The sequence below is a fragment of the Ramlibacter pallidus genome, from assembly GCF_015070875.1.
GTDB lineage: Bacteria > Pseudomonadota > Gammaproteobacteria > Burkholderiales > Burkholderiaceae_C > Ramlibacter > Ramlibacter pallidus.
Genome location: NZ_JADDIV010000005.1, coordinates 273,630 through 296,280, shown reverse-complemented (window position 1 = coordinate 296,280; position 22,651 = coordinate 273,630). Strand labels below are relative to the sequence as shown.

The following is a 22,651-nucleotide window of genomic DNA, read 5'->3' as shown; positions in this document are numbered from 1 at the left end:
GCACAGCAAACCGCGTGCTGTACTGGCGCGCCCGGCGATACAGCGCCTAGAAGCCGGCGGGCCGCCCCTGGTCCGGCTGGCCGTAGTCGCACACGCCCTGCGGGAAGACGTTGGCGAGCCAGGCCTTCTGCGCGTCGGTGAACGTCGCGCCGCCGTAGGTGCCGTCGCCCAGCGCGGTCGCGAGCGGCTTGAGCGCGCACTTGAACATGTCGCCGCGGAAGGAATCGCCGGCCACCATGCGCGGGCTGGACTTGATCGGGTAGGCCTGCGTGCAAGCACCGGCCGCACCGCCCTCCAGCACGCCGGCCCAGACGCCGTCGCCGGAAGCGATGCGCGCACCCCCCGGGCCGAAGCACTGGTCCACGAAACCGAGGACGGCGCGCTGCGCATCCGTTTTCGGTTCGGGAAAGGCAAGGTACCCGTCGAGCACGGCGAGCGCTTCGCCGATGCGCGCAGGCAGGTCCGCCGCGGCGTTGGTGAACCAGATCACCTGCCGTTTGGCGGCCTGGCCCCCGTTCGCCTGCAGCCGCGCCCGGGCGGAGAAGGACTGCCGCGAGTTGTGCATGTCGAGCTTGGCCTCGAGATAGGGGCGCAGGTCGATCAGCGGGATGTCCAGTGTCTTGCCGGTGAACACGTGCCCCGAGCTGTAGGCGGCGCGCATCGCACCCGAGTCCCCCGTGCGGCGCGGGGCGGGGGCCGCCGAATCGGTGCGGCAGGTCGCACTGCGGCGCATGTTCGCCGAGTCGAAGGGATCGCCCGCCATGTTCCATGAAACGAAGTCGGCCTGCTCCTTCCATGCGCCCGCGCAGGCATTGATCTTCAGGAACTCGGCGGCGTCGATGTCCCCGCTCTTGAGCGCGGCCAGGCCGTACTGCACGCCCACGTTGTCCCAGGGGATGGGCGCGAAGCCTTGCGCGTCGGTGCCGTAGATGTGGGCCAGGTCGTTGAAGTGCGTCCACTTCACGTTGGCGAAGGCATCCAGGTTCCAGCCATAGCTGGTGGCCACCGTGAAGAAGCGCGGATCGACGAACTTCGGGTTGAGCACCAGCGGCGCGGCGCTGCCCCAGCCCTTGATGCATTCGGACGACCCGGGCCGCCGCGTGAGCGGATTCGTCTCCGTGTCGCTGGTCGCCAGGCCCTCGACCAGCGAACGCCGGCTCCACGTGGCCCAGGGCGACGCCGGGTTCGCCGTCACGTCCTCGAGGAAGTACTGCTCCAGCAGGTTGCAGTCGGCCACGTAGATAGCCTGCGTCACCATGTCCGGATAGGACTGGATGGGGATGCCCGCATCGAACAGGCCCTGGTGGTTCTGCGCGTACACGTACTGCTGCACCGCGCCGCCCGAGATGCCGAGCGCCACCGTGTACTTCGGCGCGCCGTAGGTCTGCACGAAGTGCTCCTTCACCTTCACGGCGGTCTCGCCGCCGAGGCGCAGGTTGTAGTGCACGCCGGTTTCGTTGCCCGAGGACGAGGCGATCGCATAGCCCTGCGCGAGCAGCTGCGGCACCGTCGCCTTCTCCTCGCTCCACAAGCCGCCGGTGAACATGGCGGTGCCCTGCTGGCGCCCGATGCCGACGCCTCCGCGCATGTAGTACACCAGCTTGCGGTTCCAGGCGCTGTTGTCCAGCGCCTCGGGCGTGCCGGTCGCTTCCGGCTGCGGCGCCAGCATGGCGATGGCATAGGCGAAGCGGTTGATCGTGCCCGCTTCCACGCGGATCACGAACGGCTTGGTGACGCCGCCCACGACGGTGGTCCGCAGGTCCGCCGGCGGCGTCGCGAACTGCGTGGCCGGATCGAAGGGCCTGAAGTCCGTGCCGTTCCAGTAGAAGTACGCGAGCCGCGTCTTCACGCCGCAGGTGCTGCTGTAGCCCACGACGCGGCTGCGCGTGTCGCCGGGGATCTCGAAGACCGGCTGGCCGATGCCGTCCTGGTTGTCGACCTCGGGCTGCCCGAGGTTGCTTTCCAGCGTGCGGCAGATGAAGGGCTGCTGCTGCGCGCCGCTGTACTCGGTGGGCGCGGAGGGGCCGACCTCGCCGACCCAGAAGTCCAGGCCCGCGAGCGAGATCTGCGGCGGCGCAGGCGGCGGCACGACCGCCGGCGGTGGCGGCGTGACGGTCAGGGGTGGGGCGTCGGAACCGCCGCAGCCGGCAAGGAAGGCGGAAAGCAGCAACGGCCAGGCCGCCGCGAGGAAGGGCTTGCGCATGGGGGCTTGTCTCCTGTGGACGCACTCGCGTGCATCGTCTTCGTGGTCTTGCGCGGACGATGCTAGCGGTGCACGCGCCAGCCGGTGTGCCGGGACGTCAGGAAGGATGATGGGGAAGACCCGCGAAGAAGAAAGGCTTCGGGGCCGCTGCTTGCGTCGGTCGTGCGAAGGCCTGACGCACTGGCGACAGCCCTAGGGAAATTCTGTAGGGTGCGCGGCGGTTACGGCTCGTAACGTGGCTCGACCATTCCAGGAGTCCGCCATGCCGTTCGATGCAGGTTTCAAAGTCAGCCGGCGCTTCGTGCTCTCCGCCCTCGCCGTGCCCATCGCCACCTACGCCGCACCCGCCCGCGAAGGGACGCTGCTGGTCGGCCAGAGTGCCCCGCTCAGCGGCGCCATGGCGCCCACCATGGTGGGCGTGCTGGCCGGGCAGCAGATGGCGATCGACGAGGCGAACCGCTCCGGCGGCATCCACGGCCGGCGCCTGGAACTCGTGATGCTGGACGATGGGTTCGACCCCGCGCGCACGCTGGAGAACGCGCGCACGCTGGTCGAGCAACGCCAGGTGGTCGCGCTGTTCGGCAGCGTGGGCACCACGCAGACCGCCGCGCTGCTGCCGTACGTGGCCGAGAAGAAGGTGCCGCTGATCTCGGCGTACACCGGCAGCCCGGCGCTGCGCACGAAGCACAACCCCTTCTTCTTCACCACGCAGGCCAGCTACGCGGACGAACTGGTGCGCATGGTGCGCAACCTGAAGTCGGTGCAGTCCACGCGCATCGCCGTCGTCTACCAGAACAACGAGTTCGGCAAGCTGCTGCTGCCGGTCGCGGAAAAGGTGATCGCCGCCGAGGGCTGCGAAGTGACGGTGGCCAGGCCGCTCGAGGTGTCGGGCGGCGATGCGGTGGCCGTGGCACAGGCGGTGGCTGCGAGCCGGCCGCAGGCGGTGGTCATGATCGTCGCCGGCCCCGCCGTGGTCGCCTACGTCAAGGCGAACCGCGCCCATGCGGGCGTGCCCATCTACACCTTCTCGCTTTCGGTGGGCTCCGCGATCCTCAAGGCGCTGGGGGAAGACGCGCGCGGCCTGGCCGTATCTCGCGCCACGCCCTACCCCTGGCGCGCGACGACGGCGCTGGCCCGCACCTTCGCGCAGCAGATGGCCGCGGCGGGCAAGCCGGTGGACTACGACCATTTCGCCGGCTACATCAACGGGCGCGTGCTCGTCGAAGGCCTGCGGGCGGCGGGGAAGAACCCGACGCCGGCCGGCGTGGCGAAGGCGATGGAGAAGATGGGCCGGCTCGACCTGGGCGGCTATGCCTTCGAGTTCTCGCCGGAGAACCACCACGGGTCGAACTTCGTGGAGATCACGGTGGTGGGGCCGAACGGGAATTTCATGCGGTGAGGCGCGGGCGCGGCCACGTCAAGTCAGAATCGGAAAAGGGATTTCAGGATCGAGGCCGTTCTCCTTGTACCGCCACTCGCTTTCGTGCGCACAAGGATAGCCGCCGCACGCAGCCGCATGCGAACTGGACGGCAGACACGTTGGCTTCCGTCGTCGGCCAATCGGGATGCCGTCAAAAGCAGCGTAGGAATAAGCTGCAGGCCCCAGCGGAGGAACATGTCCCGGACAGTTGATGAGTCCCCTTGCTAGTCATGCGCGAGTTGACATAGACGTGGGGAATTCAGTCATGCACAGAAGGCGACTTTGAGCGAGGAGATCCAGAATGTCATGGAGGACAGTTGAACAAGAGCTAGAGCGGATTGGAGGTCGAGCAACGTTCATAGAGGAACGGGCGGACGACAACTCGTGGATCTGGGTGGCTGTCGACGCACTACGAACTGCGGCCAGGAGCCCGATTCCTCCGCCGCCCGGTCAAAGTACTCGGCGAATCGAAGCCGTGCTTTTTGATCGTACCAACGCATCACCATACGCAACCGTATGCGTCGATGAGCGAGGGCAGCTTGTTGACTTCATAGGCTTGCCATGGCCCGTGGTGGTCAACTTAGGAAACTACTTTCGCGAGCACCTTCGGCTTCCTGGCGTCATGGAGACTATGAGACAGGATGAGACTGGAGTTTACCTCGATGATGGTGCGGGCATGTCCGTGGATTCGGAAGTGTTGTTGCTGCTCTATCTCGCAGTAAATTTCATCGTGGCGCATGAGTACAGCCACCTTGCAAACTCACATCTTGAGTACTTGAACACGCAACGCGCGATGGCGGAAGCTGCAGACGTGGATCCATTCACGAGTCAAGTTCTGGATCTTGAAAGCTACGCACTCGAACTCGATGCTGATTGTGGCGCCCTCACGTTCACGATCGCACGGCTCTTGACCCAATGCGCAGATATCAAGCTTGGTCGCAGTGCCTATCTCAATCCATTCTTCTCCGAATCGTCGCTCCGGGTTCTTGGCTCGGAGCGTCTCATCGCCCGCTACTTCGGCGTCGCTCTACGCCTCGCGTTCGAAGTTCTCCTGCGCGATCTCTCGTCGCCGTTCGGTGGACGCACTCACCCGGCAAGCCGCATCAGAGGGCAGTGGTGTATGACACTCGTGATGGATCACGCTCGCGAGGGTCGTACACCACGCGAGTTCAGTCATTGGTGCTTCCATGGTTGGTACCACGCCTTTATCTTTGCTCACAAAGGCCGGGGCATCACCCCTCCATATTCGGACGCCGAAGAAATTCACCGCGTTGCCGGCGGTCCCTTAGCTGCTCGCATGTATGCGAAGTGGGCATCCATTCGGCCGTCGCTCAAGCTGATGCAACGCGGAAATCGTGAGCCAGCAAGAGCTACGGTCTGGGGGGAAAATTGGCTGATGGTCTCAAGTGTCGACATGTGCCAAGACTGTGAAGGACTTATCGACGCAGTCAGAACAACGCCCCATCCGTCCTGCCTAGTCAAGATGCTCGATGACGTCGCAGGTGCGTCTGTGTATCGTTGTCGCAATTGCGGAACGGTGTGGCAAGTGCTAACTGAGTGATCCGACGTTTTTCGGGCAGGGCGGCGCACGCGATCCTCCAGTGCGTCCCCCACACCGGGCCTTTCGGTCTCCGGAAGAGCGTTGGCGCCCTGATGGAAGGTGCCCGCTATCCCGAGGCGCGCGCTTCGCCGGACGCATGTGGAACCTGCTCGAGTTCAGCCCGGAACTCGGTCGGCGTCTTGCCGTACCGTTGCCGGAACGCGCGGTTGAAGGGTCCGATGGAGCCGAAGCCCGCCTCCAGGGCGAGCGAGAGGATGGGACGTTTCGCCCATCGAGGATCCCGGAGACGCCCTTCGACCTCACGAAGGCGATGCTCATTGACGTAGGCGGCGAAATTCCGGTAGCCCAGTCGTTCGTTGATGAGGCGACGCAGGGCGTACTCGGGGACGCCGGCGCGCTTCGCCAGGATCTGCACGGACAGGTCGGGATCGAGGAAGGCCCTCTCGTCCTCCATCAACTCCCGCAAACGGGCCAGCATCCGGGCATCGCTTCGTGCCGATGGAATCGGAGCAGGTAGGGGCTCGTCCGCACATGCTTCGACTGCGGGTGCAGGTTCAGGTGCTGCCGGCGGACTGGGAGCAAAGAGCGTCTCCAGGGCCGCACTCCGAAGTTGAATGAAATAGAGCAAGGTCACCCACAACGTGCTGCCGATCGCCCCTGCGTTCACCAGGTCCAGCCAGGCGGGGGGCCGCTCGCCGAGAAGGTAGACCTCGCCGGCCATGACGATGAGCCCGTAGCCGCCCAGATAGGCCATCAGCCACCAACGCAGCCGCCTTCGCGGTTCGACCAGGTCGCCGTCCCAGCTTCGCCAGGCCGCCACCAGGGCACCGGCCACGAAGCCCAGGGCCACCAGCTTGTTCGCCACGGCAGATCCCGTCCGCAAGGCTTGCGGTGCGGGTCCATAGTCCGGCGCGGCGACGGCCGCGGTCAGGAGCAGGAATCCCAGCCCGCTCCATGCCCAGGCGGGAACCGCGTGGTCGTCCTCCAGCGCCACACGCGCCAGGCGCCAGAACGCGAAAGGGAAGCCGGCCGCGCCGAGCAGCAGCGGCAGGGTCAGTGGGGTCGAACAGCACGGCCGTGATGGCGCCGAGCACACCAGGTAAGCCACGGTACAGGCGATGAGCAGCAACAGGTCGGCACGGCGTCGCCATCCCTGCGAAAGGGCCACGGCCAGCAGGAAGACCAGCCCGATGGTGACGCCCGCGACGCGGACCAGGATGTCTGGAGGAAGGTTCATGGCTCCAAGCTTCGTGCGCGGCGCTCGCGGCATCTCGCCGAAACCCGGAATCTCGGGCCGTTTTCGGAAAACGGCAAGCATCCGCGGCTTCCGGCAAGACCTCTTCGACCGCTATCGCCACAGTTCGCGCACTCGAGGAGGGCATCCCATGTGCATCGAAGACATCCTGGCCACCGCCGCGCAGGCCTGGCCCATGATCTGGCTCCTGGACCTGCTCCGCTACCTGCTGGGCGTGGCGGCCGTGGCCGCCGTGCTCGACCTGGCGTCGCAGCGATGGCTCGCCCCGCGCTCGGTCCGCATTCGCACGGTGGCGCAGGACCAGCGCTGGAAGGAGTTCCTGCGCTCGCTGCGCACCGTCGTCGTGTTCTCCGCCGTCGGGACCACGGTGTTCCTGGGCTATCGCCTGGGGCTCAACCGGTTCTACGAGGCGCCGGGGGAATACGGCTGGACGTGGCTGGTCGCCAGCTTCCCCGTGCTCCTCGTCCTGCACGACGCATGGTTCTACTGGACCCATCGACTCCTGCACCACCGGAAAGTCTTCACCGGCGTCCACCGCACCCACCACCTTTCGGTCGCCCCCACGGTCTGGACCGCGTATGCGTTCTCGGTTCCGGAAGCGTTCGTGCAGGCCCTGTTCCTGCCGGTCGTCCTCCTCGTGGTGCCGCTCCATTCGTCGGTGGTGTTCGCCTGGCTGCTGTGGATGGTGCTGCGCAACGTGATGGGCCACAGCGGCATGGAGCTGCTTCCCCGCCGGTGGCTGGCGGGCTGGTGGGGGCGCTGGATGACGACCACCCTGCACCACGAAATGCACCACGCCTACGGGCACACGAACTACGGGCTCTACTTCACCTGGTGGGACCGCTGGTGCGGCACCGAACACCCCGCCTATGCGAGCCGACTGGCCCAGCTGGTGGGGGACCTGGGCGATGGGAAGCCCTCGCCCCGGCCCGCGGCGACGGCTCGCTAGGTGCAGCGTGGCAGCGGCCTCGGAAGACCGGGCTGCACGCTCACAGGCTGGCCGCCGTCCGGAAGCCGGCGAAGATGTCGTTCCGGTGCGGCTGGAAGAAGTTGCGGTAGCGCACGTCGTGCATGCGCGGTTGCGTGGCGAAGGATCCGCCCCGCAGTTCGCGATGGTTGTCGAACCAGGGCGCCGAGTAATCGCGGTAGGGGCCGGGCGCAAAGCCGGGATAGGGCCGGAACGCGTCGGCGGTCCATTCCCACACGCTCGAACCCCATTGGAATCCGTCGTGGCTGGCGGCCGCATGCTCCCACTCCGCTGCGCTCGGGAGGCGCCGCCCCTTCCAGTGTGCATACGCTTCCGCTTCCCAGGCACTCAGGTGGATCGCGGGCTGGTCCGGATCCAGCGGAAGCCACCGGTCGAACCATCGCGCCTGCCATCCGCCCGGCGCTCGACGCCAGCGCGCCGGATGGTCGAGTCCGTGAACCAGGCGCCACCGCGCCGCCTCGCCCGGCCACCACCTCGGAGCATCGTAGCCCCCGGATTCGACGAATTGCAGGTAGTCGCCCGCGCTCACGGGGCGCGTGTCGATTTCGTAGGCGGCCAGGTGCACGACATGGGCGTCGCGTTCGTTGTCGAACGCAAAGCCAGCGCGCCCCGGGGGCCATCCGATGCAGGCGTGGACGGCATCGATCTCGATCGATGACGACCGGGTCTGAGCCGCCAGATGCAGGCCTTCGGGTGCGGCGTACCCCAGCGTGGCCCGCATCCAGGCGAACGCCTCGGTGTGCATGTCTTCATGGAACAGCGCCAGCCGATGGAAGTAAAGGGAGGCGTCGTCGCCATCGGCCGCGTCGAGATCCGCCAGCAACGCGAGAAGCTGCGCGTCCAGCTGGTCGGCCAGTTCGGCGCGCGAGGGGAGCGCGGCAGTCCACCGCGCGGCATGTCCCAAGCGGGCCGAATCGAACACCCGGTCCGGTCCGCCGATGCGAGGCGGTCCCGCGGCCTGGACGAGACCGCCGTCATCGACGGAATGCAGGCCCCTCAGAACCCAGAACTCGCCGAACCACACGAGGTGTCCGAGTTCCCAACCCGGAAGGTTCACGCCTGCCTGACAAGGCACCCGCCATTGCGCGTCACTCAGGTCGAAGGTCCAGGCGCGCGTACGGCTGCGCGCATCCCGCAGCGCGTCGGCCAGCGCGCCACCCGCGAGCGCCCGGGCATCGACGATGCGACTCATGTCGGGTGTCCTGCCAGAATCGGCTCGTGAGCAAGCCCCGCGTCCTCATCGTCTCGCCGGCCCTGGCCCAGGACAACAACGGCAACTGGCGAACCGCATCGCGCTGGCAAGCTTTCCTTTCGGCGGTGGCACGGGTCGAGATCGCGCGCACCTGGGACGGCACGCCGTGCGACGCGATGATCGCGCTGCACGCGCGCCGTTCGGCGGATCCGGTCGCACGGATCGCCATCGAACGGCCCGGCACGCCGATCGGCCTGGTCCTGACGGGAACCGATGTCTATCGCGACATCCTGCAGGACGAATCGGCGCGGCATTCCCTGGAGTGTGCCAGCGGACTGGTGGTCTTGCAGCCCGATGCGCTGGAACGCCTGGCGCCGGCGCACCGAGCCAAGGCGCGTGTCATCCTGCAGTCCGCGACGGCCTGGCGGCCCCGGCCCCGGGCGCGATCCATCGACTTCGTGGCCGTCGGGCATCTACGGGATGAGAAGGACCCACGGACGCTGATGGAGGCAGCCGGTCACCTGGCCCCCGACCTGGGCGTGCGCATCATCCACATCGGCGAGGCGCTGGATCCTGCCCTGGCGGAGCAGGCACGACGCACCATGGCGCGGTGTCCGCACTACCGGTGGCTCGGAGGCGTCCCGCGCGAGAAGGCACGCGCATGGATCGCGAGCGGGCGGGCGCTGGTGCATATGAGTCGGATCGAGGGCGGTGCCCAGGCAGTCATCGAGGCGGTGCGCTCCGGCGTGCCCGTCCTGGCCAGCCGGATCGGGGGCAATGTCGGCTTGCTGGGCGAAGACTATGCCGGCTACTTCGAAGCGGGCAACAGCCTGGCATTGGCCGCGTGCATGCGGCGTTTTGTCCTGGAGCCGGACTACGCTGCGCAGCTCTCCAAACAATGCGGACGCAGGGAGCCTCAGTTCAGGCCGGAGGTCGAGCGCGCGCTGGTGCGGCAGTGGATCGCGGACCTTCTCGACGGGTCGAAGCGGCGCGTCCAGGCGCGTTGAACCACCATGATGCGGCGCCTCGCGCCGAGCGCGTCAGCCGCAGCAGCCGCGCGCCCGAGGCTTCTTCGCCGAAAGACTCGCGTCGCCCAGGTCCTTCAGGATCGCGCACTGCGGCGCCGGCCCGCCAGCGCATTCCGAATTGCAGGCCTCGACGAAACCAGCCAAGCTCGCTTCCAACGCGCGCATCTCCACGAGCCTGTCGCGCACCGCGTCGAGGTGCACCTGCGCGACGTCGCGCGCCTCGACGCAGTCGCGGTCCGGGCTCGCCGCGAGCGACGCCAGCGTCCTGGTGTCCTCGAGCGAGAAGCCGAAGTCGCGGCAACGGCGGATCAGCGTCAGGAGGAGCTCGGCCTCCCGCCCGTAGACACGGTGTCCGCTCGGCTTGCGCGACGCCTCGGGGACCAGGCCGATCTCCTCGTAGTAGCGGATGGCGGACACGGCCAGCCCCGTCCGCACGGAGAGCGTCCCGATGGTCATTTGCTGCACGTCGACATTTTTCATGCGGACCCCTTGCATCTCAAGTCACTTGAGGTTCTAGAGTCAGTCTACGGCATCGGCCGGAGCACACATGGAACCATCATGAAGAAGCCACTTCTCGCGGGCGTCGGCGTCGTCGGAGCGTGCGCGGCCTGTTGCGCCGTTCCCCTGGCAATCCCCAGCCTCTCGGGCCTCTCCGCTGCGGGCTTCGCCAGCGCGCTGGGCTGGGAGCAACTCTCCGGCGGCGCGCTGGCAGGCATCGCCGTGGGCGCCGCTGGAGCGATGGGAGGTCTGGGTTTGTGGATTGCCAAACGGGCGAGGCCTCCGGCGCCAACCTGCGGAATGCCCGCCGCGGGACAGAAGGCCGGGAGCTGCGGTTGCGGTCCCAGGAGCGCGGCGTGAGGCGGTCGGTGGAGAAGGGATCTGATTCCGCTGCACGCTAACGGCACCAAGGTGCTCGTTAGCGGGGGGATCGTCTTTGGCGGAGCAGGAGGGATTCGAACCCTCGATACGGTGAAACCGTATACCGGATTTCGAGTCCGGCGCATTCGACCACTCTGCCACCGCTCCTGAATTCGGTTCGCGTGGTGCGAAGCCGGTGATTTTAGCGCATTCGGGAGGGCTGCCGCGGGCCGCCCTCCCGGCAGGGCTTACATGCGCGGTTCGCCGCGCTCGTTCACGATGATCGTGTTGCCGGCGGGCGGGGCGCTCATCTGCACCGTGTGCAGCGCGCCGCGGAAGTTGTACGTCACTTCGTAGTGCGAAGGCGTGCCCTGCACCGTCTCGCAGCGCTGGACGTCCTGCGTGGCATAGCCGGGCGCCTGGTTGCGGCCGACGTTGTTGCCGACGATCGCGCCGCCGACCACGCCCGCGCCGGTGGCCAGGTCGCGGCCGCTGCCGCCGCCGACCTGGTGGCCCAGGATGCCGCCGACGATGGCACCGATCACGGCGCCGCCGGCGCTGCCCTGGTTCGCGACCGGGACGGCCTGGCGTTCCACCCAGCAACGCTGGCCGGACGCGCCCATGATCGCGCGGACGTCGCGGATCGGCACTTCCTGCGTGCGCTCGCTGGCGCGGCGGCGGTACGCGTAGTCGCCATTGCCGGCGGCAGCCTGCGGCTCCATGTCGTAGCGTCGGCCTTCACGCGCCGGGCGGATGGAGGCGATGTTCCATTGCATGCCCGTGCCGCGCAGGTCCGGATAGTTGCCGCGGCGCAGGACGGCGCAGCGGCCCTGGAAGCGCGGTTCCTCGCACACTTCCCAGCGGCCGCGCTCGACCACTGCGGATGCGGCGGTGTCGCCGAGTGCGCGGCGCTCCACGTTGCGCACTTCACGGTCGACGACGACGGAGCGGCCGCGGAAGCCCTCGCGTTCGTACAGGACGATCTGCGCCATCGCCTGCGAGGCGAGGACGATGGAAGACACGGCGAATGCCGCCTTGAGGATTGGTTTCATGGGGACTCCTTGGTCACGCGAAAAGCGACTCGAACGGTCGCGTAGGCCCATGGTGGGTGACCAGCCCATCGGGACCATGTAGGCCACGACCGCTGAGCCGTGTCAGCGCGCCATCTTTACGTGAACGGCTTCCGCCCGCAGGCGGCCCCGAAGCCACGCGCGGCACCGCAGAATGCGGCTCCCTGCACCCGAGCCCACGTCCATGGACTTCGCCCTGCTGTTCGGCATCGCCCTCGCGGGCGCCCTCGCTTCGCCGATCGGCGGGGCGCTGTCGCTGCTGCGCAAGCCCACCACCCTCGCCCTGTCGCTGTCGGTGGGCTTCGCCGCCGGCGCCCTGCTGGGCGCCTTCGCGTTCGAGATGCTGCCCAAGGCGGTGGAGCTGGCATCGCTGGCGCGCGCGGTGCTCGGCTTCGTGCTGGGCTTCGCCTTCCTCTACGCGCTCGACCTGTTCGTCCATCGCGGGGCCAGTGCCGGCGACAAGGCGCAGCAGCGCGACTGGGTGCGCAGCGTGCAGCGCCGGCGCAAGCAGCGCGGCGACGAGGTGACGGTGCTGGCGGGCGGCACCAGCGCGGAGGAGCTCGTGGAAGGGCTCACCATCGGTGTGAGCGCGGCCACCGATCCCTCGCTGGGCCTCATCGTGGGCCTGGCCATCGTCATCGACAATGTGAGCGAGTCGCTCAGCATCGGCCACCTGGTGCACGAGCAGGGCGGCGAGCACCCGACCCGCCGCATCCTCGGCTGGACTTCGCTGATCGGCCTGGCGCTCTTCCTGTCGGCGATGGCGGGCTGGTTCTTCCTGCGCGACCTGCCGAAGGAGACGCTGGGGCTGCTGCTCGCCTCCGGCGCCGGCGCGATGTTCTACCTGACCACCACCCAGCTGGTGCCCGAGGCCGAGAGCCACCAGTTCCAGCAATCCGCCGCCGTGGCCGCGGGCACCGGGCTGCTGGTGATCTTCACCCTGTCGAACGTCGCGGCCCGTTAGGCGGCCAGACGCTCCACGCCCCCCATGTACGGGCGCAGCGCCGGCGGCACCGTGACGCTGCCGTCGGCGTTCTGGTAGTTCTCCAGGATCGCCACGAGCGTGCGGCCGACGGCGAGGCCGGAGCCGTTGAGCGTGTGCACCAGCTCGTTCTTGCCCTGCGCGTTCTTGAAGCGGGCCTGCAGCCGGCGCGCCTGGAACGCCTCGCAGTTGGAGACCGAGCTGATCTCGCGGTAGGTGTCCTGCGCCGGCAGCCACACCTCGAGGTCGTAGGTCTTGGCGGCGCCGAAGCCCATGTCGCCGGTGCACAGCAGCATCACGCGGTACGGCAGCCCCAGCTTCTGCAGGATGGCCTCGGCGTGGCGCGTCATCTCTTCCAGCGCCTCGTAGCTCTTCTCCGGGTGCACGACCTGCACCATCTCCACCTTGTCGAACTGGTGCTGGCGGATCATGCCGCGCGTGTCGCGACCGGCGCTGCCCGCCTCGGAGCGGAAGCACGGCGTGTGCGCGGTCAGCTTCAACGGCAGCTGCGCCTCGGCCAGGATCTCGTCGCGGACGAAGTTGGTCAGCGTCACTTCGCTGGTGGGGATCAGGTACAGCGCCTGCTGTTCCTCGGACGCGAGGCCCTCCTGGCCGCCCTTGCTCACCGCGAAGAGGTCGGCTTCGAACTTGGGCAGCTGCCCCGTGCCGCGCAGCGTCGCCTCGTTCACGACGTACGGCGTGTAGCACTCGGTGTAGCCGTGCTCCTGCGTCTGCACGTCCAGCATGAACTGCGCCAGCGCGCGGTGCAGCCGTGCGACCTGCTGCTTCATCACCGTGAAGCGCGCGCCACTGAGCTTCACGCCGGTCTCGAAGTCCAGGCCGAGCGGCTGCCCGACGTCCACGTGGTCCTTCACCGCGAAGTCGAACTTGCGCGGCTCGCCCCACCTGCGCACTTCCACGTTGCCGTGCTCGTCGCTGCCGCTCGGCACGCTCTCGTGCGGCAGGTTGGGCACGGCCAGCAGCAGGCCCTGCATCTCGGGCTGGATCTGTTCCAGGCGCGCAGCCGACTGTTCGAGTTCGACCTTCGCCTGCGCCACCTCCGCCATCACGGCGTCGGCGGACTCGCCCTTGGCCTTGAGCTGACCGATCTGCTTGGACAACTGGTTGCGGCGGGCCTGGAGCTCTTCCGTCCGCGTCTGGATGCTCTTGCGCTCCGCCTCCAGGCGCTGGAAGGCGTCGACGTCCAGGAAGGCCTGGGGCGACTTGCGGGCTTCCAGCCGGGCCACCACGGCCGGGAGGTCTTTTCGTAACAGGTTCACGTCGAGCATGAGCTGATTTTATGCGGCGGACTGCATACGATAGTTGCCCCCAAAAGGAGAACGACCATGGCCGTGCAACTCGACTGCTACCTGAGCTTCGACGGCAATTGCGAGGAAGCGCTGAACTTCTATGCCCAGTGCCTGGGTGGGAAGGTCACCCTAATGCGCTTCGAGACCGCGCCCAAGGACAGCGGCATGGAAGTGCCGCCGGGATGGGAGAAGAAGGTGATGCACGGCACGCTCGATGCCGAAGGCGCGCAGATCATGGGCAGCGACGTGCCGCCCAACATGGGCAGCGGCGGCAAGTTCGCCGGGTTCACCGTGTCGGCGTGGGTGAAGGAAGGCCCCGACCGCGCGCGCAAGGTGTTCGACGCGCTCGGCGCCGGCGGCAAGGTGGTGATGCCCTTCGCGCCGCCGTTCTGGGGCGGCCACTTCGGCATGCTGGAGGACAAGTTCGGCGTGCCGTGGATGGTCAGCTGCGAGTGATCACGCGAGCGTGGCGGGGTCCACGTTCGCGCCGCAGATGACCAGCGCCACCGTCTCGTCCCTGGCGGGCCGGTAGGCCCCGGTCCGCAGCGCCGCCAGGCCCAGGGCCGCGGCCGGCTCCACCGCCAGCTGGAAATCCTTCCACAGCGCCAGCTGCGCCTGCCGGATCGCGGCATCCGGCAGCAGCGGGGCCTGCGGCACGTGACGCTGCGACACGTCCCACGCGATCGCGCCGATGCGCTTGGCGCCCAGCGCATCGGCGGCAACGCCGCCGACGGAAACGTCCACCGGCTCGCCCGCCTCGCGCGCGCGGAACAGGGTCGGCGCCAGTTCCGGCTCCAGCGCCACCACGCGGCTGCGGGCTTCGAACCAGGCCGCGATGCCGGCGATGAGCCCGCCGCCGCCCACGCTGACCAGCGTGGTGTCGGGACAGCGGCCGCCCTGCTCCTCGATCTCCATCGCCAGCGTGCCGGCGCCGGCCACGACCTCCGGCTGGTCGTAGGCGTGCGTCATCAGGGCACCGGCCTCGCGCTGGCGCGCGACGCACGCCTCCAGCGCCTCGGCATACGCGGCGCCGGTCACCACCACCTGCGCGCCCAGCTCGCGCAGCTTCGCCTGCTTGGCCGGGCTGCTGACCGTCGGCACGAACACTTCGCACCGCACGCCCAGGGCTTGTGCCGCGGCCGCGGTCGCGATGCCCGCGTTGCCGCCGGAGGCGACGATCACGCCGCCGTCGGGGATCGGGTTCGACAGCAGCCGGTTGTACATGCCGCGGGCCTTGAAGCTGCCCCCGACCTGCAGGTGTTCCAGCTTCAGCCAGACCTGCGCGCAGTCCACGCCGAGAGCGGCGCCGGGCAGTTGCCACAGCGGCGTGCGCCGCACGAAGCCGCGGCCGTCGCCCGCGAAGCGCTGCGCCGCCTGCGCGATGGCGTCACGGTTCAAGCCGCAGCCCCTTCGGCAACGGGAACTTCACCGTTTCCTGGATGCCGTCGACCTTGCGGACGGCGACGGCGCCCAGCGCCTTCAGGCGGGCAACGACTTCCTGCACCACGACCTCCGGCGCCGAGGCGCCGGCCGTCAGGCCGACGCGCGTCTTGCCTTCCACCCATTCGGGCCGCAGCTCCCCGGGGTGGTCCACCATGTAGCTGTCCACGCCCAGCTTGCGCGCCAGTTCGGCGAGCCGGTTGCTGTTGGAACTGGTCGGGCTGCCGACCACGATCATCACGTCGACCTCGGGCGACAGCATCTTCACCGCGTCCTGCCGGTTCTGGGTGGCGTAGCAGATGTCCTGCTGCTTCGGCTCGCGGATCGTCGGGAAACGCCGCTTCACCGCCGCGGTGATCTCCGCCGCGTCGTCCACCGACAGCGTGGTCTGCGTCACCACGGCGAGCCGCTCGGTCTGGGCCGGCTGCACGCGGGCGACGTCTTCCACGTCCTCCACCAGGTGGATGCCGGCGTCCAGCTGGCCCATGGTGCCTTCCACTTCCGGATGGCCCTTGTGCCCGATCATGATGAACTCGTAGCCCTCCTTCGCGAGCTTCGCCACCTCCACGTGCACCTTGGTCACCAGCGGGCAGGTGGCGTCGAACACCTGGAAGCCGCGCGCGGCGGCCTCGTTCTGCACCGCCTTGCTCACGCCGTGGGCCGAGAACACCAGCGTGGCGCCCGGCGGCACGTCGTCGAGGTCCTCGATGAAGATCGCCCCCTTGGCCTTGAGGTCGTTCACCACGAAGGTGTTGTGCACGATCTCGTGCCGCACGTAGATCGGCGCGCCGAACTTCGACAGGGCGCGCTCCACGATGTCGATGGCGCGGTCGACCCCCGCGCAGAACCCGCGCGGCTCGGCCAGCAGGATTTCGTTCGGTCCCATCAGAGCACCCCGATCACGTTCACCTCGAAGATGACCGGCTGGCCCGCGAGCGGGTGGTTGAAGTCGAACAGCACCGCGTCGGGGTGGCCGTCGCCATCCTTGTCCTCGCCCAGCTCGCGCACGGCGCCGGCATAGGAGCCGCGCCCGTCGGGCGTGGGGAACTGCACCACGTCGCCAACGCCATAACGCTCGTCGGGGTCCCCCATTCGAACGAGGAGCTTGCGCGCGACCCACTGCACCATGTCCGGGTTGCGCTCGCCGAAGGCCTCGCCGGCCGGGATCTCGAAGCGGGCGCTCGCGCCCTCCTCCAGCCCCAGCAGGCGCTGCTCCACGGCGGGCGACAGTTCGCCGGTGCCGAGCGTCAGCGTCGACGGCTTGCCGGCGAAGGTGTTGATGATGTCGCCCGCCGGCCCCGCCAGGCGGTAGTGCAGCGTGAGGAACGAGCCCGGTCGGACGCGGGGCGCGGAGGTGGCCATGGAAGTCATAAACTGGGTCCATTGTAAAAAGACGGGCCGAAGGGCATTGTGATGGCGCTCAAAGACCTGCCGGCGGACGCGCGGCCGCGCGAAAAGCTGCTGTCCCGCGGGCCGGCCGCGCTGAGCGACACCGAACTGCTGGCGCTGCTGCTGCGCACCGGCACCCAGCGGCAGGGCGTGTTCCAGATGGCCGAATCGGTGCTGGAACGCTTCAGCGGCCTGGCCGGCCTCCTGCACGCCTCCGGCGAAGAACTGCGGCAGGTGCACGGCCTGGGCGGCACCGCCAAGCGCTCGCAACTGATCGCGGTGCTGGAACTCGCGCGCCGCGCGGTGGCTGAACAGCTGAAGGCGCGCGAGGTCTTCGGCTCCCCCGAGGCCGTGAAAAATTACCTGCAGCTCCACCTCGCCCACCGCCCGCACGAAGTCTTCGCCGCCCTGTTCCTCGACGCGCAGAACCGGCTGGTGGCGATGGAAGAACTCTTCCGCGGCACGCTGACTCAGACTTCCGTGTACCCGCGCGAAGTCGTCCTGAAAGCCCTGCACCACCACGCGGCCGCCGTGGTGCTGGCGCACAACCATCCCAGCGGCACGGTGCAGCCCTCGCGCGCCGACGAAGCGCTCACGCAGGCGCTGAAGGCGGCCCTGGCACTGGTCGACGTGCGGGTGCTCGATCACGTCATTGTCGCGCCGGGGCAGGCACTGTCGATGGCGGAGAGAGGTCTCTTGTGAAGGCGAATTCCCTGCGCGACCTGCAAGCCATCCGCCAGCAGGTGGCCGAGCGCGAACGCGTGGCGCGCGAGCAGGCGGAGAAGCGCGCGCTGGAGCAGAAGCGGCTGGAGGCCGAGCGCAGCCTGTTCGAACGCGCGGCCGGCAAGGTCGAACGCCTGCCGGCCCATGGCCGCGTGCACCACGTGCCCGAACCGCCCGCGCCCATCCCCGCGCAGCGCCAGCTCGACGACCAACGCGTGCTGCGCGAATCCATCAGCGACGAATTCGACGCCTCCACGCTGCTGGAGGTCGACGACGCGATGAGCTTCCGCCGGCCCGGCATCGGCATCGACGTGGCCCGCAAGCTGCGGCGCGGCCACTGGAGCATCCAGTCCGAGATCGACCTGCACGGACTGCGGCGCGACGACGCGCGCGAGGCGCTGTCCGCCTTCCTGCGCGACGCGGTGCGCCAGGGCCTGCGCTGCGTGCGCGTCGTGCACGGCAAGGGCCTGGGCTCGCCGGGCAAGACGCCGGTGCTGAAGGGCAAGGTGCACGGCTGGCTGGTGCAGAAGAGCGAGGTGCTCGCCTTCGTGCAGGCGCGCGGCGACGAAGGCGGCGCCGGCGCGGTGGTGGTGCTGCTCAAGCCGGCGTAGCGGGCTGCGTGTCGTCCTGCACGAGCGGCAGCGGCGCCATGCTGCGCCCGTAGATGCGGCGGATGCGGACGGCCAGCGGCGGATGCGAGTCCAGCCAGCCGCCGTGCTCCGCGAGGTGTCCGAGCAGCAACAGGTGGTCGACCGCGATCGGCCAGGCCGGATCCGACGGGCGGTTCGCATCCGCGCGCTGCGTCATCGCCTTGCGCAGCACGCCGCCCAGGCCGTCACGGCTGCGCGTCCACTGCACCGCGCGCGCATCGGCCAGGAACTCGCGCTCGCGCGACACCGCCGCCTGCAGGCAGCGGCCGGCCAGCCAGCCGATGGAGCCCACGGCCATGATGGCCGTGCCGAACACCGTGGCGAGGCCGCGTTTCTCGCGGAGGATGTCTCCGAAGTCCCACACCATCTCCAGCCCGAACACCATCCCGGCCAGCTGCATGTTCAGGCGGGTGTCCCCTTCGTGGATGTGGCTGCACTCGTGCGCCACGATGCCCTGCAGCTCCTCGCGCGTCAGCAGGTCGAGCGCGCCCTGCGTCACGGCGACGACCGCGTCGTCCTCGTCCCACCCCGTGGCGAAAGCGTTGATCGCGTCGTGCCGCGGCATCACCATGACGGTCGGGCGCGGCATGTGGGCGGCGATGCAGACCTCGTCGACGATGTTGCACAGGCGCTGTTCGCCCATCGAGGTGCCCGGCCGCGCCTCGCGCGCGCCGATGCGGCGGGCCAGCCGCTCGGCCCCGCCCGCCATCTTCAGGTTGGAGGTCTCGATCCACCAGCCGCCCAGCACCAGCAGGAGCGTCACGCCCACGTTCACCGCGAAGAAGGAGCGCGGGAACCCGATCTCCACCGGGCCGAGGAACCAGTTCAGCGTCCACCAGCACAGCGCCAGCGCCAGGTGCACGCCCAGCGCCGTGCCCGCCACCGCCAGCGCGAACAGCAGCACCAGGCGCGTCGTGCGCGCACGGGCCTGCTGCTGGAGTTCGAAGAAGCGCATCGCCGGCTGCCGGCGTCCGGTCAGAAGGCCAGGCGGGGCGCTTCGCGCTCCTGCGCGCTTTGCGTGGACTGCAGCATCGCCGCGGGGGCGAAGCCGCTGACCCGCGCCACGAGCAGCGCAGGGAACTGGCCGACGGCGTCGTTGTAGGCCAGCACTTCGTCGTTGTACGCCTGGCGGGCGAAGCCGATGCGGTTCTCGGTGGAGGTGAGCTCCTCGCTCAGCGAGGCCATCGTCGCATCGGCCTTGAGGTCCGGATAGCTCTCGGCCAGCGCCATGAGCCGGCCCAGGCTGCCGCCCAGGGCCTGCTCCGCAAGGGCCAGCGTGCCGACGGCGGCGGCATCGGTGGGCCGTGCCCGCACCGCGGCGGCCGCATCGAACGCGGTGCCGCGCGCGCGGGTCACCGCCTCCAGCGTGGACGCTTCATGGGCGAGGTAGCGCTTGGCGACCTCGACCAGGTTGGGCACCAGGTCGTAGCGGCGCTTCAGCTGCACGTCGATCTGCGAGAACGCATTGGCGATGCGGTTGCGCTTCTGCACCAGCCCGTTGAACACGGCCACCGCCCACAGGACGACGACGGCCACGACCGCCAGGGAAATCCAGCTTGCAACGCTCACGCGGGCCTCCTTTTTCGGACCCGGCCATTATGGGCGCTCCGGAGGCAAGCTCAACCGTGCGTATTTCGCATCCAGTCGGCGGTTCCGGCGAAGGATTCGCGCAACCGGGCGCGGAGCCCCTCGTCTACCCCGACCTCGCCCATCGCCTGGTCCATGCACGCCACCCACTGGTCGCGTTCCTTGATGCCGATGCGGAAAGGCATGTGGCGCATGCGCAGGCGCGGATGGCCGAAGCGCTCGGTGTAGTGCTGGGGACCGCCCAGCCAGCCGCACAGGAACCAGAACAGGTTCTGGCGGGCCCGTTCCAGCTCGGTGCCGTGCGCGGCACGCAGCTCCGCGTACCTGGGCTCCAGGTCCATCAGGTCGTAGAAGCGGTCGACCAGCGCCTGCACCTTCTCCTCGCCGCCGATCCAGGCGAAAGGGGTGGCGTGCGGCGGCTTCTCTTGCGGTTCCATGCCCGCGATTGTCGCCCGCCGGCTATTCGGCGGCCTTGCGCAAGGTTTCCACCACCGGCCGGCTCAGCACCTCGCGCAGGCCCCACCACCCGGCGGCGAGCGCCAGCAAGGCCCCCGCGGCGGCACCGGCCAGCGGCACGAAGGGCGACGCGGTCCAGGTGAAGTCGAAGGCGTACTTCGCCAGGCCCCAGCCGACCACCGAGGCGACCATGCTCGCCAGGAAGCCGGCCAGCAGGCCGACGCCCACCAGTTCCGCCCGCTGCACCTGCCGCAGCAGCGCGCCGCGCGCGCCCATCGCGCGCATGATCGCGAACTCGCGCGCGCGCTCCTCGCGCGTCGCGGCCACCGCGGCGAACAGCACGACGAGGCCGGCGGCGAGCGTGAAGCCGAACAGGAACTCCACCGCGCGGATCACCTTGTCCAGCACGCCCTGCACCTGCGTGATGGTCGCGGACATGTCCACGTTGGTCACGTTCGGGAAGCTGCGCACCAGCTGGTTGTCGAAGCCCTTGCTCTCCGGCGCGCGGAAGGCGCCCATGTAGGTGAAGGGCACGTCCGGCAGCTCGCTCACCGGGTACATCACGAAGAAGTTCGCGCGCATCGAACCCCAGTCCACCTTGCGCAGCGACGTGACCTTCGCCTCGTTGGTCATGCCGCCGACGTCGAAGCGCAGCGTGTCGCCCAGCTTGAGTCCCAGCGTGGTGGCGATGCCCTCCTCCACGCTGACGGCGCCCTTCTCTTCCGGCTGCCAGCGCCCGCCCACCACCTGGTTGTGCGGCGGCTGTTCGGCGGCGAACGACAGGTTGAACTCGCGGTCCACCAGGCGCTTGGCGCGGTCTTCCACGTAATCGTCGGGGCCGACGCTGCGGCCGTTCACGGCCACCAGGCGGCCTCGGAACATCGGGTACCAGTCCATGCGCTGCACGCCGGCACCGCGCAGCGCCTGCACGAAGGCCTGGCCTTGCTCCGGCATCACGTTGATCACGAAGCGGTTCGGCGCGTCCGGCGGCGTGGCCTGGCGCCAGCTGGCGATGAGGTCGGTGCGCAGCAGCACCAGCAGCACCAGCGCGAGCAGGCCGACCGCCAGCGCGCTGGTCTGCACCACCGCGTAGACCGGACGCGCGCTGATCTGGCGCGTGGCCAGCACCAGCCAGCGCGGCGCGGTGGCTTCGTTGACCAGGCGGCGCAGCAGCTTGACGGCCACCCAGCTCAGGCCCGCGAACACCAGCACCGCGCCGGCGAAGCCGCCCACCGCGATGCCCCCGAGCTTGAGGTCGCTGCTCGCGGCCAGCAGCAAGGCGGCGAAGCCCGCGACGCCCACGCCCAGCACCAGCAGCGAGGCCGGCTTGAGGTTGCCGACGTCGCGGCGGATCACGCGCAGCGGCGGCACCTGCGCCAGCTGCAGCACCGGCGGCAGGCCGAAAGCGAACAGCAGCGTGAGGCCCATGCCCAGGCCGAAGGCCAGCGGCCAGAGGCTGGCGGCGGGCAGCGACGCCTCGACCAGTCCCGCCAGCAGCGCGACGAAGACGAAGTGCACGGCGAAACCGATGGCCACGCCGAGCAGGCTGGCGAAGACGCCGATGATGGCGAACTCGAAGGCGTAGCTCCAGGCGATCGTCCGCTGGCTCTGCCCCAGCACGCGCAGCATGGCGCAGTCGTCGAGGTGGCGGCCCGCGAAGCCGCGCGCCGCCAGGGCCACCGCCACGGCACTCAGCAGCGCCGCGAGCAAGGCGACCAGGTTCAGGAATTTCTCCGCGCGGTCCAGCGTCTGGCGCATCTCCGGCCGGCCGCCTTCGAGCGACTCGACGCGGACGCCCCGCACCTCCGCCTTCTTCACCTCGGCGTCCGCCCAGTCGGCGAAGCGCCGCACCGCGCGGTCCTCACCCGCCACGGCGAAACGGTAGCCGACGCGGCTGGCCGGCTGCACCAGGCGCGTCGCGGCCAGGTCCGCGGCGTGGATCATCACGCGCGGCGCGAACGACATGAAGCCGCTGCCGCGGTCGGGTTCCACCGTGATGATGCGCACGATGCGCAGCTGCGCGTCGCCGAGCAGCAGGGGGTCGCCCATCTTCAGGCCGAGCGCGTCGAGCAGGCCGCTGTCGACCCAGGCTTCCCCTGGACGCGGCACGTCGCGCGTGGGGCTGCCCGCCACTTCGGGCCGGTCCGTGGTCTGCAGTCCGCCCCGCAAGGGGTAGCCGTCCTCCACGACCTTCAGCGCCACCAGCCGGCCCGCGCCGCCTTGCGCCTCGCCGGCCCGTCCCATCGACGGGAAGGTGAGCGTGGTCACGCTCTGGAGGCCCAGCGACTTCGCGCGCTCGATGAAGGCTTGCGGCGTCGGCTGGTCGCTCACGACGACGGCATCGCCGCCGATCAGTTGCCGGGCGTCGCGGGCCAGGCCGCCCTTCAGCCGGTCGGCGAAGAAGCCCACGGCCGTGAGCGCGGCCACGGCCAGCGTGACGGCGACGATCAGCAGGCGCAGTTCGCCCGCGCGCAGGTCGCGCCAGAGCGTGCGCCAGCCCAGGGACCAGGCGGAATTCAGGAGCATGGGTGCATCGTGC

21 protein-coding genes and 1 tRNA gene are annotated in these 22,651 nt (G+C 69.2%); 8 read left to right on the top strand and 14 right to left on the bottom strand.

Annotation, left to right across the window (positions count from 1 at the left end; all coding sequences use genetic code 11):
• Positions 1-46: 46 nt before the first annotated feature.
• On the bottom strand, positions 47-2,203 hold the full coding sequence (locus tag IM787_RS18405) for a DUF6351 family protein (protein ID WP_193678163.1): 2,157 nt from the start codon (positions 2,201-2,203) through the stop codon (positions 47-49).
• Between the two features lie 262 nt (positions 2,204-2,465).
• Here IM787_RS18405 and IM787_RS18400 point away from each other — a divergent pair, with 262 nt between their 5' ends.
• Both IM787_RS18400 and IM787_RS18395 read left to right on the top strand, forming a co-directional pair.
• Positions 2,466-3,602, top strand: a complete 1,137-nt coding sequence (locus IM787_RS18400) for an ABC transporter substrate-binding protein (RefSeq protein WP_193678162.1) — start codon at positions 2,466-2,468, stop codon at positions 3,600-3,602.
• 697 nt (positions 3,603-4,299) lie between these two features.
• Entirely contained in the window at positions 4,300-5,184 is an 885-nt protein-coding gene (locus tag IM787_RS18395; protein ID WP_193678161.1) for a phage exclusion protein Lit family protein, read from the top strand.
• 106 nt (positions 5,185-5,290) lie between these two features.
• On the opposite strand, the gene IM787_RS18390 is transcribed toward IM787_RS18395, so the two are convergent.
• Positions 5,291-6,502 carry a helix-turn-helix domain-containing protein gene (locus IM787_RS18390; protein WP_193678160.1) on the bottom strand — a complete coding sequence of 404 codons (1,212 nt, stop codon included), beginning with the start codon at positions 6,500-6,502 and terminating at the stop codon, positions 5,291-5,293.
• A gap of 67 nt (positions 6,503-6,569) precedes the next feature.
• On the opposite strand from IM787_RS18390, the gene IM787_RS18385 reads away from it, so the two are divergent.
• Positions 6,570-7,388 carry a sterol desaturase family protein gene (locus tag IM787_RS18385; protein WP_193678159.1) on the top strand — a complete coding sequence of 273 codons (819 nt, stop codon included), beginning with the start codon at positions 6,570-6,572 and terminating at the stop codon, positions 7,386-7,388.
• 40 nt (positions 7,389-7,428) lie between these two features.
• Here IM787_RS18385 and senA read toward each other — a convergent pair whose 3' ends face one another.
• Positions 7,429-8,619: a selenoneine synthase SenA gene (gene senA, locus IM787_RS18380; protein ID WP_193678158.1), complete on the bottom strand. Its 1,191-nt coding sequence runs from the start codon at positions 8,617-8,619 to the stop codon at positions 7,429-7,431.
• Between the two features lie 26 nt (positions 8,620-8,645).
• Here senA and senB point away from each other — a divergent pair, with 26 nt between their 5' ends.
• Entirely contained in the window at positions 8,646-9,626 is a 981-nt protein-coding gene (gene senB, locus IM787_RS18375) for a selenoneine biosynthesis selenosugar synthase SenB (protein ID WP_193678157.1), read from the top strand.
• Positions 9,627-9,659: 33 nt separating this feature from the next.
• On the opposite strand, the gene IM787_RS18370 is transcribed toward senB, so the two are convergent.
• From IM787_RS18370 to IM787_RS18360, 3 genes are all read right to left on the bottom strand, one after another.
• Positions 9,660-10,127 carry a MerR family DNA-binding protein gene (locus IM787_RS18370; RefSeq protein WP_193678156.1) on the bottom strand — a complete coding sequence of 156 codons (468 nt, stop codon included), beginning with the start codon at positions 10,125-10,127 and terminating at the stop codon, positions 9,660-9,662.
• A 455-nt stretch (positions 10,128-10,582) separates the two neighbouring features.
• Positions 10,583-10,673: transfer RNA gene (locus IM787_RS18365), tRNA-Ser, on the bottom strand.
• 80 nt (positions 10,674-10,753) lie between these two features.
• The gene (locus tag IM787_RS18360; RefSeq protein WP_193678155.1) at positions 10,754-11,557 is read right to left on the bottom strand and encodes a beta/gamma crystallin-related protein; all 804 of its coding nucleotides are present in this window, start codon (positions 11,555-11,557) and stop codon (positions 10,754-10,756) included.
• A 202-nt stretch (positions 11,558-11,759) separates the two neighbouring features.
• Between IM787_RS18360 and IM787_RS18355 the strand changes: the two genes are divergently transcribed.
• On the top strand, positions 11,760-12,539 hold the full coding sequence (locus tag IM787_RS18355; RefSeq protein ID WP_193678154.1) for a ZIP family metal transporter: 780 nt from the start codon (positions 11,760-11,762) through the stop codon (positions 12,537-12,539).
• Here the strand turns inward: IM787_RS18355 and serS are convergent.
• Positions 12,536-13,846, bottom strand: a complete 1,311-nt coding sequence (gene serS, locus IM787_RS18350) for a serine--tRNA ligase (protein ID WP_193678153.1) — start codon at positions 13,844-13,846, stop codon at positions 12,536-12,538. The two genes, IM787_RS18355 and serS, sit on opposite strands and share 4 nt — an antisense overlap.
• A gap of 57 nt (positions 13,847-13,903) precedes the next feature.
• Between serS and IM787_RS18345 the strand changes: the two genes are divergently transcribed.
• Entirely contained in the window at positions 13,904-14,323 is a 420-nt protein-coding gene (locus IM787_RS18345; RefSeq protein WP_227494471.1) for a VOC family protein, read from the top strand.
• Here IM787_RS18345 and IM787_RS18340 read toward each other — a convergent pair whose 3' ends face one another.
• From IM787_RS18340 to IM787_RS18330, 3 genes are read right to left on the bottom strand one after another with little or no spacing between them, the layout of a single operon-like run.
• Entirely contained in the window at positions 14,324-15,265 is a 942-nt protein-coding gene (locus tag IM787_RS18340; RefSeq protein ID WP_193678152.1) for a threonine/serine dehydratase, read from the bottom strand. It abuts the gene before it with no gap.
• Entirely contained in the window at positions 15,255-16,193 is a 939-nt protein-coding gene (gene ispH / locus IM787_RS18335) for a 4-hydroxy-3-methylbut-2-enyl diphosphate reductase (RefSeq protein ID WP_435531171.1), read from the bottom strand. The genes IM787_RS18340 and ispH overlap by 11 nt, the downstream gene beginning before the upstream one ends.
• A complete protein-coding gene (locus IM787_RS18330) occupies positions 16,193-16,678 on the bottom strand; it encodes an FKBP-type peptidyl-prolyl cis-trans isomerase (protein WP_193678151.1) in 486 nt (161 codons plus the stop codon). Before IM787_RS18330 ends, ispH begins: the two co-directional genes overlap by 1 nt.
• A gap of 42 nt (positions 16,679-16,720) precedes the next feature.
• Between IM787_RS18330 and radC the strand changes: the two genes are divergently transcribed.
• Together radC and IM787_RS18320 are read left to right on the top strand one after the other, a co-directional pair.
• Positions 16,721-17,398, top strand: coding sequence for a RadC family protein (gene radC, locus IM787_RS18325; protein WP_193678150.1), 678 nt, complete (start codon positions 16,721-16,723; stop codon positions 17,396-17,398).
• Positions 17,395-18,030 carry a Smr/MutS family protein gene (locus tag IM787_RS18320; protein ID WP_193678149.1) on the top strand — a complete coding sequence of 212 codons (636 nt, stop codon included), beginning with the start codon at positions 17,395-17,397 and terminating at the stop codon, positions 18,028-18,030. Before radC ends, IM787_RS18320 begins: the two co-directional genes overlap by 4 nt.
• Here the strand turns inward: IM787_RS18320 and IM787_RS18315 are convergent.
• From IM787_RS18315 to IM787_RS18300, 4 genes are read right to left on the bottom strand one after another with little or no spacing between them, the layout of a single operon-like run.
• Positions 18,017-19,024 carry a M48 family metalloprotease gene (locus IM787_RS18315; protein ID WP_193678148.1) on the bottom strand — a complete coding sequence of 336 codons (1,008 nt, stop codon included), beginning with the start codon at positions 19,022-19,024 and terminating at the stop codon, positions 18,017-18,019. The genes IM787_RS18320 and IM787_RS18315 overlap by 14 nt on opposite strands.
• A gap of 20 nt (positions 19,025-19,044) precedes the next feature.
• Entirely contained in the window at positions 19,045-19,638 is a 594-nt protein-coding gene (locus tag IM787_RS18310; protein WP_193678147.1) for a LemA family protein, read from the bottom strand.
• 50 nt (positions 19,639-19,688) lie between these two features.
• Positions 19,689-20,093 (bottom strand): group II truncated hemoglobin, encoded by a 405-nt coding sequence (locus IM787_RS18305; protein ID WP_193678146.1) that lies wholly within the window; start codon positions 20,091-20,093, stop codon positions 19,689-19,691.
• Positions 20,094-20,115: 22 nt separating this feature from the next.
• Positions 20,116-22,638 carry an ABC transporter permease gene (locus tag IM787_RS18300; RefSeq protein WP_193678145.1) on the bottom strand — a complete coding sequence of 841 codons (2,523 nt, stop codon included), beginning with the start codon at positions 22,636-22,638 and terminating at the stop codon, positions 20,116-20,118.
• Between the last annotated feature and the right edge of the window lie 13 nt (positions 22,639-22,651).

Bases quoted from the DNA above. Each gene is read 5' to 3' on its own strand.
- IM787_RS18405 (WP_193678163.1), bottom strand. From the start codon at position 2,203: ATGCGCAAGCCCTTCCTCGCGGCGGCCTGGCCGTTGCTGCTTTCCGCC.
- IM787_RS18400 (WP_193678162.1), top strand. From the start codon at position 2,466: ATGCCGTTCGATGCAGGTTTCAAAGTCAGCCGGCGCTTCGTGCTCTCC.
- IM787_RS18395 (WP_193678161.1), top strand. From the start codon at position 4,300: ATGTCCGTGGATTCGGAAGTGTTGTTGCTGCTCTATCTCGCAGTAAAT.
- IM787_RS18390 (WP_193678160.1), bottom strand. From the start codon at position 6,502: ATGCTTGCCGTTTTCCGAAAACGGCCCGAGATTCCGGGTTTCGGCGAG.
- IM787_RS18385 (WP_193678159.1), top strand. From the start codon at position 6,570: ATGTGCATCGAAGACATCCTGGCCACCGCCGCGCAGGCCTGGCCCATG.
- senA (WP_193678158.1), bottom strand. From the start codon at position 8,619: ATGAGTCGCATCGTCGATGCCCGGGCGCTCGCGGGTGGCGCGCTGGCC.
- IM787_RS18370 (WP_193678156.1), bottom strand. From the start codon at position 10,127: ATGAAAAATGTCGACGTGCAGCAAATGACCATCGGGACGCTCTCCGTG.
- IM787_RS18360 (WP_193678155.1), bottom strand. From the start codon at position 11,557: ATGAAACCAATCCTCAAGGCGGCATTCGCCGTGTCTTCCATCGTCCTC.
- IM787_RS18355 (WP_193678154.1), top strand. From the start codon at position 11,760: ATGGACTTCGCCCTGCTGTTCGGCATCGCCCTCGCGGGCGCCCTCGCT.
- serS (WP_193678153.1), bottom strand. From the start codon at position 13,846: ATGCTCGACGTGAACCTGTTACGAAAAGACCTCCCGGCCGTGGTGGCC.
- IM787_RS18345 (WP_227494471.1), top strand. From the start codon at position 13,904: ATGGCCGTGCAACTCGACTGCTACCTGAGCTTCGACGGCAATTGCGAG.
- ispH (WP_435531171.1), bottom strand. From the start codon at position 16,193: ATGGGACCGAACGAAATCCTGCTGGCCGAGCCGCGCGGGTTCTGCGCG.
- IM787_RS18330 (WP_193678151.1), bottom strand. From the start codon at position 16,678: ATGACTTCCATGGCCACCTCCGCGCCCCGCGTCCGACCGGGCTCGTTC.
- radC (WP_193678150.1), top strand. From the start codon at position 16,721: ATGGCGCTCAAAGACCTGCCGGCGGACGCGCGGCCGCGCGAAAAGCTG.
- IM787_RS18315 (WP_193678148.1), bottom strand. From the start codon at position 19,024: ATGCGCTTCTTCGAACTCCAGCAGCAGGCCCGTGCGCGCACGACGCGC.
- IM787_RS18305 (WP_193678146.1), bottom strand. From the start codon at position 20,093: ATGGAACCGCAAGAGAAGCCGCCGCACGCCACCCCTTTCGCCTGGATC.
- IM787_RS18300 (WP_193678145.1), bottom strand. From the start codon at position 22,638: ATGCTCCTGAATTCCGCCTGGTCCCTGGGCTGGCGCACGCTCTGGCGC.